This is a genomic window from Selenomonas sp., from assembly GCF_057272215.1.
The window spans coordinates 131,604-146,316 of the sequence record NZ_DBHIUY010000004.1 but is presented as its reverse complement, the minus strand read 5'-3'; the positions used below and the strand labels follow the sequence as shown (position 1 = coordinate 146,316).

Sequence of the window (14,713 nt, the reverse complement as noted above, 5' to 3'; positions counted from 1 at the left end):
CTCAGTGCTCAAGCACCTATATATATTAACAAAAGCAGAAACCCATGTCAACACTTTATTTTACCGATGTTTTCATGCACACGCCGCCTTGTGTGTCAAAAACATATTCCATCATCGCCATAGAAAATAAGCGGAGACATTCCGCAGAAAAGTCCCCGCTCATTTTCATTCGCATGGTATTGCACGAACGCCCCTTACTGTTTCTCCTACGAAAACAACACCCTCATGACATCACACGCAGAAGATTCTTGTAAGAAGTATGCTCCTCACGCGGTATGCCGATCATATCAAGCGCCTGCTCGACAGGGATTTGCGATTGCGTAACCAAGCGGCGGAGAATCGCCACACGTTCGTCTCGCTGACCTTCAAGCCGACCTTCACGCTGTCCTTCCCGACGCCCTTCACGACGCCCTTCACGACGTCCTTCTCGACGTCCTTCCTTGCGCTCTTCCATCATTTTCATCGCAAACGTCATATAGTTCACCCTCTCTCCTTCTTCCAGTTTGACCTTTTGAATTTCTTTTTCGATCTCCTGTACAAGAGCATTGTCTGTAACTACACCGTCGACATATTGCAGGAAGGCTTTGATCGTGCTGTCAATGTCACCGAATCTCCCCTTCGTATTGAGAAAAATCTTTTTCGTCCCATCGCGCAGCTTGAGCTCCTTATTCTCCGTACAGAGGTTTTCAAACGTGTAGATATAACGCTCTTCACCAAAAGGATCAAAGGCGCAAATAAAGATGATAATCGTCTTATTCAGCTCATCATAGTCTGCTCCTGCTGCAAGCAGATCAACATCCATCATCGATTGATAGTAGCGCGTCCTTTTGAACAGAGCATCGCCTTGAAGGCGACGAATCTGCATCTCGATGTTGTAGACGGTATTCTGCTCATCCTTGACATAAACATCCAATCGGATTCCCTTGCTTTGGTAATGTGACGCTATGGATTTTTCTGTTTCTACATAATGTATCTTCTTAATCTTGATGCGAAGCGTCCCTTCGAGCATCTTTTTGCAGATACGTCTGCAATTCATGACCAGTTTGAACATGTAGTCATCACGAATCGTCAGCTCTTCCCAAGGCTTGATCCTATAGTCGTCCATATCGTCACATCCTCTCTCCTTTATTGTACGAATTTTTACGATACAAAGCAACAAAAAAACCTCCCCGAAGGGAGGCACAATTTCAAGTGGAGCTGATGATAGGGCTTGAACCTACGACCTGCTCATTACGAATGAGCTGCTCTACCAACTGAGCTACATCAGCATTTGCATTTCGTTCGGCTCGCAGTTTCTGCGTGACTGACGAAATTTATTATACGGCTTCGCCGATTTGTTGTCAACACTTTTTTTAAGCTTTTTCGTCTGCAAACGAAATTCTTCAAAATCCCTTGCCATTTATCTACACGATTCGCTCTGTCCTTGCCTTTCTTTTTCGCGCAAATAGCGCCAGACACGCGCGAAGCCTGTCGCCGCGTCAAAGCGGCATTGCCAGCCGAGTGTGCGAAGTTTGTCGGCGCTGGGGCGGTTCGCCTTGTTAAAGTTGTTCTCCAGATACACCGCGTCTTTCGGACGTTCCTTCGCGATGACCTTCAGTCCCAGTTCGGGACGAAGCTTCACGAGTTTTTTTGCAAGCTCGCGAATGCTCAAGAAAGTCCTGTCGTTCGACACATTGTACGCCTCACCTGCCTCGCCCTCGAAGAGGATGAGGAAAAACGCCGCGACTGCATCGGCGATATAGCAGAAGGGGCGGCGTGCGCTGCCGTCGCTGTGCATGACGATATCCGTGCCGTCCTTGACGCACTTCATGAACGATGAGAATACGCGCGGATCTGCCTCGACATCCATCGTCGGCGCGTATGTGTGCGCGATACGCGCAATCTTCGCACGCACGCCGTGCTCGACGAAGAAGAGCCGGCACCATGTCTCGCCCATGCGCTTGCTGCCGCCATAGCAGCTCAGAAGGTCGAGCGGATCTGCCGCGCCAAAGTCATCCTCGTGAATCTCGCCTGCACCGTCCGCGATCTTGCCGTAAACATCGCCGCTGCTGAAAAAGAGGAAAGATTCGACGCCCTGTTTCCGCGCCAGCTGCAGGAGGTGATAGGCGCCGAGCACGTTCGGCTCGGCGACCTCGACAGGCATCGTCTTGTAATACGCAGGACTTGCAAGACTCGCGGCGTGAATGATGAAGTCGATGCGCTCATCCACACGCCAAGGCTCACATAGATCATGACAGACAAGCGAAGTATATGGTTTATCTGTATACTCGCCGAAACGCAGACGCGCCTTTTCCTCACTGCGCACATGAAAAAGCAGCCGCATGTTCATCGCGTGCTTCTCGTTCAAATAGATGAGGAAAAACGCGACATACGAAGCGAGCATACCCGTCGCTCCCGTGAGCAAAAGCGTCTTGCCGCGAAGCCTTTGCCAATCCAACCCCCGCGCATAAATATCCTGCATGTCCTCTTCGATGACGCGGCTATTTAGAAATGCCCTGTTTTCCATCGGCTTCCCCCCAATAATGGAGCTTTTCTACGGGGAAATCATCCAGATTGTCCTCGCTCGTATCTTTCAGCGGAATCTCGCACGTCGCGCAAAGCGCATGATGCGCCCCCTTCGTCTTGAGCTGCATACAGCGAAAATCGTAGAGCTTCTTGGAGTTCCATACCTCTTCCAGCGTATTGTCACAGATGCTGCCGACCAGAGTGTCACGCGACCAGTCCGTACAGCAGACGACGACGTCGCCGTTGCTGCGCACAGTCATGTGCGTGAACGGGTAGCGGCAGACCTTGCGCTCCTTGTAGAGCGCCTGCGCCAAGTACGCTGCCTGCGCTTCTTCGCCCTTCTCCTCGCTGCCGTAGAGACGATCGAGGGCGTTTTCCTCCAGCTTCGGCAGGATCCACGGCGTATCGATCAGCTGCTCGTCGGAAACATCCTCGTACATGCGGTAGAACTCTTCGTTCTCCTCCCCGTGCGTGTCCATGATCTTCGCACATATAAACGGCTTCTTCGCACCCTTCTCGTCGCGGTATTTCTTCAAATAGGCGATGTTCTCACGAATCTCTTGCGGCGTGACGCGCGACTGCGTAATGCGCGCCTGTCCGTCCGTGCGCACGGAGTAGATGGACGCCCGCAGATAGTCAAGTCCGAGAGCGACAAGCTCCTGTGCCACTTCCTTCGTCAAAAGCGAAGCATTCGTCGTGATCTCCATCTCGTGACAGACGTCGGCTTCTTTGATTTTCTTCACCATGCGGCAGACGCCCTTGTGAAGAAGCGGCTCTCCCGTCGAATAGAGCTTGATGAGCTTGATCTTCTTGCCCTGATGGCGGCAGAAGTCCTTCATGTCCTCTAAGAGCTTGTCAAACAGCTCATCCGTCATATTGCCGAAGGGACCGCCGTGCTTCGTATATTCGGTCGTGCTCTGCCAGCACATCAGACACTTGAAGTTGCAGATGTTCGTCGGTTCGATGCAGACGCAGAGCGGCACCGCGAGCGGCACGACCTCGCGCAGCGTCAGGCGGTTCTTCTGATATGCCTCGGAAAAAGGCACGACTTCCTTACTCACAGCGATTCCTCCAATATTGCAGCAGATGCTTGAGCGCCTGCTTGATTTCCTCTTCTTCAACATCGCGATAGACCTTAAGCTCATGCGCTTCGTTCAAAAGCACCGCCGTGATCCTTTCACTCGTCTGCTTCTTGTCCTTGTGAATGGCGGCGATAATGCCTGCAGGGGAGAACCACGCCTCGCACCGGGGGATATGCTTGAGGATCTTCATACAGAGCGCCGCAATACGCGCCGCATACGCCTCTTCGATGAAACCGCGCACGACCGATATCGCATTCGCCGTTATCATGCCGAGCGCGACGGCGGAGCCATGCGGAATCTCGTAGCCGCTGACGCTCTCGAAAGCATGACCGAAGGTGTGCGCGTAATTGAGCAGCACCCTCGCCCCGCGATCAAACTCGTCCTCTTCGATGAAGCCGCGCTTGAACGCAAGCGACGTCCTCACATATTGCAGCAGCTTCTCGTAATCGTGCGCGAGAATCGCCGCAATATCGCGCTCCATAGCGTCGATGCCCGCCGCACCCGCGATGACGTTGAACTTCACGACTTCGCCCAAGCCGCTGCAATAATCCTTCGGGGTAAGGCTTCGGAAAAATTCGGGGTAAATGAGAATCTCATCGGGCGGATAGAAGGAGCCGAGTAGGTTCTTGAATCCCTTATAGTTCAGCGACGACTTGCCGCCGATGCAGCTGTCGCAGGCGGCAAGAAGCGTCGTCGGGAAGAACGTCCAGCGGATGCCGCGATAGAGCGCGGTAGCGACGAAGCCTGTAACATCCTGCGTGATGCCGCCGCCCAAAGATACGAGATGCGAGTTGCGCTTGGCGCTCATCTCCGTCATACGCTCACAGATCGCGAGCATCGCCGCCATATCCTTTTTCTCCTCGACGGCGTCCAGTAGGAAAAGCCGCTCCTCCGGCAAATCGGGCAGACGATCTTGATAAATCCCGTAAACCGTACGGTCAAGCACAAAAAACGTATCCTTCGCCGCTGCCAAATCCTTCAGCAAGGACAAATCTCTGCAAAAATCCACGCGGTATTCCTTGAACGCCGACTTGATCTTCATGCCGTCTCTCCCTTCCTACACCTCGTTGTGCGCAATCAGCTCGATCCAGTTCCCCTCGGGGTCGCGGCAGAAGCAGCACAGATTGCCGTGCCCCATATCATGCACGCGCGTCACTGAGATACCGCCGCGTGCGAGAATAGCCGTGCGCGTCGCTTCTATATCGCGCACGCCGAAGGCGATGTGCAGCCCCGCAGCAATCGGCTGCGGCGTCTTTTCCGCTTTTTCTTCGGGTACGAGCACTTCGATCAATTCAAGCATATCGCCGTTGCCGTTCACCTTGCCCTGCTCGGTGATGAGTTTCGTGATCTTAACACGCGCATCCTGCGCCCGAAAAAGATCGGCAAGCAGCGTATCCGCCTGCTGGATGTTTTCGCAAATCGTATACATTTGAAAAACTTCACGATAAAAAGCTGCCATACGCGCCAAATCCTTGACATAAATGCCTGTATGCCGCAAGTTGATCTTATTCTCTTTCATACTTCCTCCGGTTCAATGAGCGGAATATACATATTGCGCGCCAATTCCTCGCGCGGCAAAAAGGGCGCGAGATCTTCCAGCGGCGGACTTGTCAGGCGTCCGTCGGGCAAACGCTTCGTCGCAGACTTCGGCTCGAACTTCTGATCTTCCGTCACGAACACTTCTATGAGTACATAGCTCGGTTCTCTGAGCGCCTCGCCGATCTTCCCGCAGAGTTCCTTATTGGAAGAAATCGCGATATAGGGCATATCGAACGCCGCCGCGATTTTTTCAAACGAAGGGAAGCCGAGATCGCCGCTCTCAGGACCGACGCCGACGAGAGCGCCGCCAAAAACATTCCGCTGTGTCTGGCGAATCTGATGGTAGCCGTTGTTATTGATGACGAAGATCTTGACGGGCAGACGGTTCGTGACGACCGTCTGCAATTCCTGCAAATTCATCATGATGCTGCCGTCGCCCTCGATGCAGACGACGCTCTCACCGCTCGCGACAGCCGCGCCGACGGCGGCAGGCAGACCGTAGCCCATTGACGAGATGCCGCAGTTCATGAGGAAGCGGCTGCCCGCCTTGATGACATACGACTGACTGCCCACGACGCTCGCCGAGCCGTTCGCCGCGACGGTAACGCTCCCTGCGGGAAGCGCCCGGCTCAAAGCGTCCATGAACGCATAGACATTCGCCTTGCCCCGTGCCGTTTTCTGCGCGGGCTGTACAACAGGATAATCGCGCTTCCACCTGCGGCACTGATCGAGCCACGCAGGGTTTTCCTTCGGCGGCGCCTCGTTTGCTGCCGCTAAAAGCGCATGCATAAATTCCGCCGCATCGGCGCACACCGGGAAATCTACGCGGATCGTCGGCTTTTTCAGCTCGGCGGCGTCGATGTCATTGACGACGGTGTATGCCGCGCGCGCCCAAAGACGCACATCGTAGCCGACCTGATAAATGCTCAGGCGGCTGCCGATCGAGAGCAGAAGATCGCTGTTCTGCACGGCGAAATTGCCTGCACGGTCACCCATCGTACCGCCCCTGCCGCAGTAGTACGGATGCTCGTCCGCGATGAGGTCGATGCTGTCCCAGCAGGTGACGACGGGCATCGAGAGCCGCCGCGCCAGCGCATCGACAAGATCCGTCGCCCCCGCGAGGCGGATGCCGTTGCCCGCGTAGAGCACGGGGCGTTCGGCGCTTCTAAGCTTTTCCAGCACATGATGCGCAGCCGCAAGAACATCTGCATACACCTCGCACGCTTGAACTTCATAGCCCGCCGGCAAATCAGCGTCGATGAGACTGCCCTGCACGTCGAGCGGCAGATCGAGCCAACAAGGACCGGGACGACCGCTCTTCGCCAAAGCATAAGCCTTTTCAAGCGCGTAGGGAATCCTCTGCGGCTCTACGACCATCTCCCGATACTTCGTCATATTGTCCAAAGCCGATACGATGTCGAACTCCTGCCCGCCCAGCGTGCGAAGCGGCAGACCGCTTGCGCGCACCGTCAGCGAAGACTTCATCTGCCCCGAAAGCACGAGCAGCGGAATCGAATCCTGATAAGCGCCTGCGACGCCGTTCAGGGCATTGATCGCGCCCGGGCCGCTCGTCACACAGAGCGCCGCCATGCGCCCGTCCACACGCGCATAGGCTTCCGCCGCCATCGCCGCCGCCTGCTCATGGTGGCAGTATATCGACGTGAGCCTCTCATGGTGCCCGAGAGAATCGTTGAGGTGCATGGCGCCGCCGCCGACGACGGTAAATATATGCGTAACGCCTTTTTTGACAAGAAAATCCGCGATATAGTCCGATACCTTGACCTTCATGAAACACCTCCGCTACTTCAGCGACGCACCGCCGTCAACGGGCAGCACCGCGCCTGTGATGTAAGAAGCCTCATCCGAGACGAGAAAGAGCGCAGCACGCGCCACCTCGAGAGCGTCGGCGACGCGCCCCATCGGTATGCCCGAAAAGCGCGAAAAGTCGCGATTCGTGTAGATCGGCGTGTCCGTGATGCCGGGCGCGAGGCAGTTCACGCGCACATCGGGCGCAAAATTCAGCGCACAGAGCTTCGTGAACTGAATCAGCGCCGCCTTCGACGAAGCGTAGAGGTACGTCTTGCTTCCCGCGATATGATAGGGCAGACCGCCGATCGAAGCCGTGTTCAAAATCACGCCCTTCGATTCCTGCAGGAGCGGCAAAAACGCCGCCGTCATATCCATCGCCGCCTTCGCATTCGTACGAAAGACGCGCTCCCATGCCGCCTCGTCGATCTCATCGATCGCCCGCGTCACGAAAACGCCCGCATTGTTGAAAAGGACGTCGAGCCGCCCGCACGCTTCCTGCACGACGTCAAAAAGCCGCGCAATATCGTCGGCATCCGTCACATCCGCACCGATGAAGCGTGCGCGTCCCGCCCGTTTCTCCTCAAGCTCAGCGACGAGCGACGCGCCGCGCTCCGCATCTCTGCCCACAGCGATGACGTATGCGCCCTCATCGGCAAAGAGATGCGCCGCCGCATAGCCGATGCCCGACGTCGCGCCCGTAATGAGCGCGATCTTGCCTGCAAGACGCTCCATCACTCGCCGTCCTTTCCCTGCCACTCGTAGCGCGTCTTTGTGATGAAATCAATATGCACCTTGTCGCTGATGCTGTGCAAAAAGCCGCTGATGTACTTGTTCAGGTATTCGGCGCGGCTGCCGTCGACGCGGTATTCCTTGTTCTCATCGAAATAATTGCGGCTGCGCTTCGAATATCCGTCGAAGCCCGCGAGCGTCACGGCAGGGATCTCCATGCGAAGAACCGCCTTCAAGATCATGACGAGCGCGTTGTCTATGATCTCGGCGTCTTTATCGATGAGCGAGCTGTAGTTGAGCACATAGGGGAAGGTCCCCTCTGATTTCGTCATATTCGACGTCGCGATGATCGGTTTCTCGCGGTTGATGTTGCGCTGCAAATCACTGAAGAGCTGGATATAGCGCTTCGACTTCGCCATGAAGATGGCGTCAACCTCGATGGTCGGCGGCGCGTAGTTCACGGCAATGACGCGCGGCTTCCTCTCCTCGATGAACCGCTTCACCTTCGCACGCTCCTTCTCCATACTGCGGGCAGGACCAAGGAGCAGCAAGGGACGCGCGCCCAGCTTCTCTTTCAAAATGCAAAGAGTCTCCCGATCGTCGCATTCGATGCTCTGGTACTCGCGATAAAGCCTCTCGATGTATGCCTCGTCATAAAGCAGACTTTTCGCCGGCTCAAGCGTCTTCAAAATATCGCGAATCTGCTTGACCGACAAGGTGCGTTTATTCATGAGGCGGCTCACATAATTCGGGTGACAGTGCATCGAAGATGCGATGTAGTAGAAAAGATTATAACCCCAATACTGCCTTTGGTAGATCTCCATGATGACATTGTCAATAGCTTCAAGCGCCTGCGTCACATGGTAGCCCGCCCCCTGCTTGTCGTTGCGGAACATCAGCAGAAGCTCCAGCGGCGCGTTGCCCGCGCTCTTGCCCATGCCGTAGAGCGTGCCGTCTGCCAGAAGCCCCCGCTTCGAATCAAGCGAAAGAAAATACTTCGCATTCGCATAGCCAAGCTGGAAATTGTTGTGCGCGTGATAGCCGACACAGATCCTCTCGTCGAGATTCTCGTCGAGGATATCATAAATATGGCGCAGATGCTCCTCATCGAGCAAGCCATAGGTATCAACCATCGACGTCGCATAGGGCATGACCTCGTTGACGAGCTTCGCATACGCAATGAGCTTCTCATCCGTATACGTCGTGACGGAAACCATCTGCGCAAAGACCTTGTAGCCGAGCTTCTTGACCTCGGCGCAAAAAGCCAGAGCTTCCTTCATCTTCGCTTCCTTAAAAATCACGCGAATGCCGTCGAGGAACGTCTCTTCACACGGCTCTAAACGCTCGATACCGCAGGCGCCGTAGTCGATCATGCCGAGAACAAGCGAGCTTCCTTTATCCACCCCTTCAAACATCCGATTGACAGAAGCCGTATCGGGCAGGACGGTACGTCCGCGATCAAAGGTGCTCTTTTCATCGAGAAAACCCACCTCGATAAACTCCACGCCCGAACTTACGAGCCGATTAAAAATTTCCACGATTTGATCGTAACCAAATTCCCAATTGTTTACATAGCCGCCGTCACGCAGCGTACAGTCAAGCAGCAGCCGTTCTCCCAAGGCAAATCCCTCCCGTCATCTTGCAGAATCATAGCGCATTTTCATCACACGCTTCCATCGGCATATTTATCCAGAAGTTCCCGATGCTTCTCGCCATGCAGGAAGAAGAAATTCGTCTCCTGCGTCGTCTCATCCATCTTTGCAAAAGGAAACAGCTTCTCTCCTTCTGACGTATAGCACGCATAGCCCCAGCCCTTGAACATCTCGATGATCTCGTTCGGATGGTAGTCGAATCGCGCCGCGTGCTTTCTAAGCATCTCCGTATAGACGACGGGGCGCAGCTCGCTGAACACATGTGCGCCGCCAGCGAAGACCATCTTCTCGGCGCCCTCCGTGTCGCACTTGATGAAATCGATGCGCGTGATGCCGTTCGCCTTAACGAAGCGGTCGAGCGTATCGACAGGGCAGACGACCTCGTCCAAGCGATCCCTGCGCTCGCCCTGCCCCTGATCGCCTTCCTTGAAGTAGTATGTATCGGTGACGGGACGCAAAGACGCCGCCTCGTTCGCCGCAGGCACAAAGAACTTGAGGTCGCCGCTCTCGCTGTAGAAGCCCATGTGATGCGCCTTGATCTGCTCCTCGCACGCATTCAGACGAAGATTCTTCTCCAAGCCGCAGAAGGTGTCCGCCACCGGCTCAAAGGCATAGATCACCGCATCCTCATGCGCCTTCGCCAGCCCCAGGCTCACGCGCCCGACGTTCGCACCGATGTCGAAGATCACGGCATTTGTCGGGATGAAGCGGCTCATAAAGTCGATCTCCTCGCCCTCCGTGCCGATGAGAATCGTCTCCGCACGGCAGATATTCTGCGTCATGTCGAAGAAGAGCGCAATATCCTGCGTCTTGAGCACGATGCCGTCCTCGCGGATCTCGACGCTCCTGCAATAGGGATTTTTCTTGACGATCTGCTGCACCTCCAAGAGAGGCACAAGCCGCTCGCGCGCCAGCTCCCAATAGAGACGCTTCGGCGCCTTCCCCTCTTGGTACAAATCATAGAGTTTTTCCAGTTTCATCGTGTCCGTCATCCTTCTTTCTTGAAATGCGCACCGACAGGCTCAAATAAAGACATCCGGCGATATCTTCCGAAGCCTATCAACAATCTGCGGATAATACGGCTCTTTCGCGTAATACTCGTCAATAATATCGAAAATTTGTCGGAAAGATAAAGCCCTGCCTTCCGCTCGGATTCTTTCGCATGTAGGAAGAATTTTCCCTTCCATCAGCCGCCATTTTTCTGCCGACAGCACGTCCGGCGAAATCGTCGCTTCTGCCGTCAAAATCTTGAGATAATCCCGAATAAACGTCTCGGCAAACTGATCGTCACTGCCGCCATGCTCTCCCGTCCCCAAGCGGAAAAAGCGCCGCGTGAGTACGACGAAATCAGGATTTTGCCGCAGCATCTCCATCTGCAAATAGACCTGCGGCAGCCGCGTATAGTCATACTTCTCGGGATCTCTGATCGCATGGTACAGATCCCGCCGCATGATTACGGCGCTGAGCCACGTCATGAAGTAGCCGACCTGCCCGACGTAAGCCGCCGCTCCGCTGCCCTTGCGGACATCCAGCGGAATCGCCCGATTCACGAGATGAAACAATGCCGCGCCTCGATACGCTGCGACAGCGCTCAAAAGATCCTGCAAAGAGCCGTCGAAGGAGTAGTCATCATCGCCCGCCACCGTCACATATTCTCCCGCGCTCTCCCGCAGGGCGCAATGGATATTCTTCTCCGCCCCGACATTTTTTTCATTGCAGTGATAGCGCAGATTCCGATACTTTTTCTGCAGCCTGCGCACGACATCTTTCGTCGCGTCCGTTGAAGCATTGTCAGAGACGAGGACTTCAACGAGGTCGTCATTGCCGACCTGTTCAAGCACACATGCGAGCGACTTGGCAAGATACTCGCTGCGGTTGTAGGTGATGACGGCATACGTCAGCAAAGGCGGCGCTTTTCGTCTCTCCTCGACGATCTCTTCCAACGCCGCCTCGTCCTTGACAGGAAGCCACTTCCCCGCTTGCACGGAAAACGCCTGCACCACGCGCGCCGGATTGCCCGCAGCCACACAATAGTCGGGGATGTCGGAGACGACGACGGCATTTTCCTCTACCAACGACCCGCGCCCGATATGCACGGCTCCCTTGACGACGGCGTTTGCCGCAATCTTCGTCGCTCGCCCGATGCGCATACCGCGCTCGTCTAAAGATCTGCCGCACGACGAAAGTGCAAACGCCCCCCCCGAATGGACCTTCTCTATAAGATGAACATTCGGAGCAAGCGTTACAAAATTCTCCAACACGATGCGCCTTGCCGCCGTCAACGTGCTGTAGGCGTCAATCTCACATGCATCGCCGATAACGATGCGCGGCTCACCGGCAAAATCCTCGTACGCCATGCGGCAAAGCGCCGTCCGATGAATCTTCACCCCCGCGCCGACAGAGACCGCCTCGGGCGCAGAAAACTCCCGCCACCCTTCGACAGAAGAGCCGGCGCCGCACGCATACAAAATCTGCGTCTCGTCCGGAACATCATCCGTCAAATAGGCATGATGCGCCGCAAAAAACTTCCTGCGCTCGCTCTCATCGGCATCGAAGGATATCGCACGCTCCTGATAGGCGCACCACGGCTCTTTCGCGAGCGGCACGACGATGCGGTCCCCTTCTCGCTCAAACCGCCTGCAATGCGCCAGCAAAGCGTAATATTGCCTTTGATAACACGTATCCCAAGAGAGATCCCGCTGCGTCGCAAAAAACGACGGTGCAAGGAAGCGCACCGTCCTGCATTCTCCGACCGTCCCCCGCCCGAAGCGCAAATCTCTGCGCCCTTCTTCCGACGGAACATACGCTGCGCCGCATACATACGGCGATTCCATGAGATTGCCGCTCGCAGGAAGCGAAGCGCTGCCAAGAAAGCCGACCATGCCGATGCTTTCATCTTCAAAAATTTGCAGAAGTTCTCCAAGCACATCCGGCTCTGCGAGTCGGATGTCATCGTTGAGATAAATCTTGAACTTCGCATCGGAAAGAGTCAGCGCCTTGTTCGCCTGCGCCGCATACGGCTCCTCTGCCGCCAGCGTGAAAAGCTCCGCCTCATATCCCGTCGGCAGGCGGAGCGCCTGCAAGGATTCCAAGGCAGCGGCGCAGCGCACTTCATCCGACTTGCGTACAAGGAACGCGATCTTTTTTTCGTTCTTCAAGACGATTTCCTCCTCAACGCACACCGCGCAGAATGCTTTCGAGACTTTCGACAATTTGCGGATAATACGGCTCCTCGCCATAATATTCGCGGACGATGTCAAATATTCCATCCAGCGACAACTCCAGACCGTTCTCTTTAATTCTCCTGCACCACGGAAGAATCGACTTTTCCATGACCCATTTTTTCTCTGCCGAGAGCTGCGCTGGAAGAATTTCCACCGTCGCAGTTAATATGTCGAAGTAATTCTTGATGAAAACTTCAGCAAAGTTATAACCCTTCGGAGAATGATCGCCTGATTCATCTGCAAAAAAAGCTCCATGAAGCACGGCAAATTTTGGTCTTTGCTTCAGCATCTCCAATTCCAAATACACTTGAGGCAAACGCGTATCATCATACCGATGCGGCTTAGGGATCTGCGCATACAGCTCGCGCCTCATGACAACACTGGTAATCCATGCCATATAATAACTCACGAGACGAAGCCAATCTGAGCTTCCCTTTCCTTCATATACGCGAAGGGGAATATTTTCATTGCCTAAATAGAACAGACCGACGCCCCTATAGCGGACAATATTGTTTAAGACAACATGCAGTGCGCCATCAATAAAATAATCATCGTCTCCCGCGACGAGCACATATTCGCCTCGGCTCTTCTCGATGGCTCTATGAATATTTCCCTCGGCGCCGACATTCTCCTCATTGCAGTGATACCGCAGATTCTTATACGTCTTTTGCATCTCCTCAACGAAAGCTCTCGTATCATCCGTCGAAGCATTGTCCGAAACGAGGATTTCCGTGAGTTCGTCGTTGCCGATCTGCTGCAATACGCAGCGAAGCGACTTCTTGAGATAGCGGCTGCGATTGTAGGTGATGAAAGCGTATGTCAGCAGGGGCGGTGTTTTTTCTCTTTCCGAGAGCAGCCGCTTGAGCATCTTGCCCCCGGCAGCGGGCAGCCATTTCCCCGCTTGCGGGGAGAATACGGACGTGATGCGTGCGGGGCGCCCCTCGGCTATGCAGTAGGCGGGAATATCCGTCTGCACGAGGCTTCCCGCGCGCACGAGGCTGCCGCGCCCGATGCGCACGCTGCCTCGGATGAGGACATTCTCCTCAATGCGCACACCTCGTTCGATATGGACGCCGTTTTCCCCTGCGATGACCTCGCAGTCGGCGCAAGAAAGCCCGACGCCGCTTTCCTCAAGGACATAATCCTTGATGTGGACATTCTCTGCTATGCTTACGGCATTTCCGATCTCAATACATTGCGCCGCCGTGAGCGTGCTGCCCGCGCCGATCTCTGCGTGATCGCCGACGACGATATGCGGCTCGCCGGCAAAGCGGGGCGCAAGGAAGCGACAGCGCACCGTTTCATGAATGTGCGTCCCCTTGCCGACGGTGATTCCTTCGCCAAGGTTCGATTCGGCTTGACGCTGCAAAAGAGGGCGCAGCTCTTCCGGATTCATGACTTTATACGTCGTGGGAATCCGCCACTTTTGCAGGAGCAGCGCACTGTTTCGCTCGATCAAGGCGTTTGAACGTCTCGCTTTTTCCGCCGCCTCTTGCTCCCCGTATCCGTTCAGGAAACTCGCATGTCCGAAATGATGGATGAAGGTATCACGGCAGACGAGGAGATCGTATCCCTTCTGCAAAATACGAAGGGAATAATCATCATCTTCAAAATTCCCCGGACTGAACTGTTCGTCAAGAAAGCCTACTTTCTCAAACACTTCCCTCTTGAAGAGATAACAGAAGCCTACGAGCGTCGTCCTCCTTTCCCAAAGCACAGGGTTCGACACATTGTAATTCGCTGCAAATGCCTGCATTTCTTCTAGCGTTCGATAAGGAACCTCGATCTGCTGGTTGTTTGAACAATGATTCGTCACACAGCTCACGGCGCCGATCTTCGCATCACTGTAAAGAGCACAGCGCAGATTATGCAGCCAATTCTCAGCCACGATCGTATCGCTGTTCAAAAGCAGAAGCTCCGTCCCCACCGCGATTTCCAAGCCTTGATTGCAGCCTTTCGGAAAGCCTTGATTTTCCTCGTTGTAAATACACCTAAGACCGCTCTGCTCCTTGAGCCACTCGGCAGAGCCATCCTTCGAGGCATTTTCGACGACGATGATCTCATACGTCCCTGCGGCGGTGTATTCGCGTATGCTCGCGATGCAGAGCTGCAGCATTTCCAAGGTATTGTAACTCAGAATAATGATGCTCGTCTTATGACGCATACTTCCCTC

11 protein-coding genes and 1 tRNA gene are annotated in these 14,713 nt (G+C 54.9%); all 12 read right to left on the bottom strand.

Annotation, left to right across the window (positions count from 1 at the left end):
* Positions 1-223 precede the first annotated feature (223 nt).
* The 12 genes from ACO5Z0_RS04885 to ACO5Z0_RS04830 all read right to left on the bottom strand — a co-directional run bounded on the left by ACO5Z0_RS04885 (position 224) and on the right by ACO5Z0_RS04830 (position 14,704).
* Entirely contained in the window at positions 224-1,105 is an 882-nt protein-coding gene (locus ACO5Z0_RS04885) for an Rpn family recombination-promoting nuclease/putative transposase (RefSeq protein ID WP_485649437.1), read from the bottom strand.
* Between the two features lie 87 nt (positions 1,106-1,192).
* A tRNA-Thr gene (locus ACO5Z0_RS04880) sits at positions 1,193-1,268 on the bottom strand.
* 131 nt (positions 1,269-1,399) lie between these two features.
* Entirely contained in the window at positions 1,400-2,506 is a 1,107-nt protein-coding gene (locus ACO5Z0_RS04875) for an NAD-dependent epimerase/dehydratase family protein (protein WP_485649436.1), read from the bottom strand.
* On the bottom strand, positions 2,481-3,566 hold the full coding sequence (locus tag ACO5Z0_RS04870; RefSeq protein ID WP_485649435.1) for a radical SAM/SPASM domain-containing protein: 1,086 nt from the start codon (positions 3,564-3,566) through the stop codon (positions 2,481-2,483). Before ACO5Z0_RS04870 ends, ACO5Z0_RS04875 begins: the two co-directional genes overlap by 26 nt.
* A complete protein-coding gene (locus ACO5Z0_RS04865; RefSeq protein WP_485649434.1) occupies positions 3,559-4,629 on the bottom strand; it encodes an AroB-related putative sugar phosphate phospholyase (cyclizing) in 1,071 nt (356 codons plus the stop codon). Before ACO5Z0_RS04865 ends, ACO5Z0_RS04870 begins: the two co-directional genes overlap by 8 nt.
* A gap of 15 nt (positions 4,630-4,644) precedes the next feature.
* Positions 4,645-5,106, bottom strand: coding sequence for a VOC family protein (locus tag ACO5Z0_RS04860; protein WP_485649433.1), 462 nt, complete (start codon positions 5,104-5,106; stop codon positions 4,645-4,647).
* Positions 5,103-6,914, bottom strand: coding sequence for a thiamine pyrophosphate-binding protein (locus ACO5Z0_RS04855; RefSeq protein WP_485649432.1), 1,812 nt, complete (start codon positions 6,912-6,914; stop codon positions 5,103-5,105). Before ACO5Z0_RS04855 ends, ACO5Z0_RS04860 begins: the two co-directional genes overlap by 4 nt.
* Before the next feature lie 12 nt (positions 6,915-6,926).
* Positions 6,927-7,667: an SDR family NAD(P)-dependent oxidoreductase gene (locus ACO5Z0_RS04850; RefSeq protein ID WP_485649431.1), complete on the bottom strand. Its 741-nt coding sequence runs from the start codon at positions 7,665-7,667 to the stop codon at positions 6,927-6,929.
* Positions 7,667-9,283 carry an aldolase catalytic domain-containing protein gene (locus tag ACO5Z0_RS04845; RefSeq protein ID WP_485649430.1) on the bottom strand — a complete coding sequence of 539 codons (1,617 nt, stop codon included), beginning with the start codon at positions 9,281-9,283 and terminating at the stop codon, positions 7,667-7,669. Before ACO5Z0_RS04845 ends, ACO5Z0_RS04850 begins: the two co-directional genes overlap by 1 nt.
* Before the next feature lie 44 nt (positions 9,284-9,327).
* Positions 9,328-10,296, bottom strand: coding sequence for an FkbM family methyltransferase (locus ACO5Z0_RS04840; RefSeq protein WP_485649429.1), 969 nt, complete (start codon positions 10,294-10,296; stop codon positions 9,328-9,330).
* A 42-nt stretch (positions 10,297-10,338) separates the two neighbouring features.
* Positions 10,339-12,474: a glycosyltransferase gene (locus ACO5Z0_RS04835; protein ID WP_485649428.1), complete on the bottom strand. Its 2,136-nt coding sequence runs from the start codon at positions 12,472-12,474 to the stop codon at positions 10,339-10,341.
* Between the two features lie 13 nt (positions 12,475-12,487).
* Entirely contained in the window at positions 12,488-14,704 is a 2,217-nt protein-coding gene (locus ACO5Z0_RS04830; RefSeq protein ID WP_485649427.1) for a glycosyltransferase, read from the bottom strand.
* Positions 14,705-14,713 lie beyond the last annotated feature (9 nt).

Bases quoted from the DNA above. Each gene is read 5' to 3' on its own strand.
- ACO5Z0_RS04885 (WP_485649437.1), bottom strand. From the start codon at position 1,105: ATGGACGACTATAGGATCAAGCCTTGGGAAGAGCTGACGATTCGTGAT.
- ACO5Z0_RS04875 (WP_485649436.1), bottom strand. From the start codon at position 2,506: ATGGAAAACAGGGCATTTCTAAATAGCCGCGTCATCGAAGAGGACATG.
- ACO5Z0_RS04865 (WP_485649434.1), bottom strand. From the start codon at position 4,629: ATGAAGATCAAGTCGGCGTTCAAGGAATACCGCGTGGATTTTTGCAGA.
- ACO5Z0_RS04860 (WP_485649433.1), bottom strand. From the start codon at position 5,106: ATGAAAGAGAATAAGATCAACTTGCGGCATACAGGCATTTATGTCAAG.
- ACO5Z0_RS04855 (WP_485649432.1), bottom strand. From the start codon at position 6,914: ATGAAGGTCAAGGTATCGGACTATATCGCGGATTTTCTTGTCAAAAAA.
- ACO5Z0_RS04850 (WP_485649431.1), bottom strand. From the start codon at position 7,667: ATGGAGCGTCTTGCAGGCAAGATCGCGCTCATTACGGGCGCGACGTCG.
- ACO5Z0_RS04840 (WP_485649429.1), bottom strand. From the start codon at position 10,296: ATGAAACTGGAAAAACTCTATGATTTGTACCAAGAGGGGAAGGCGCCG.
- ACO5Z0_RS04830 (WP_485649427.1), bottom strand. From the start codon at position 14,704: ATGCGTCATAAGACGAGCATCATTATTCTGAGTTACAATACCTTGGAA.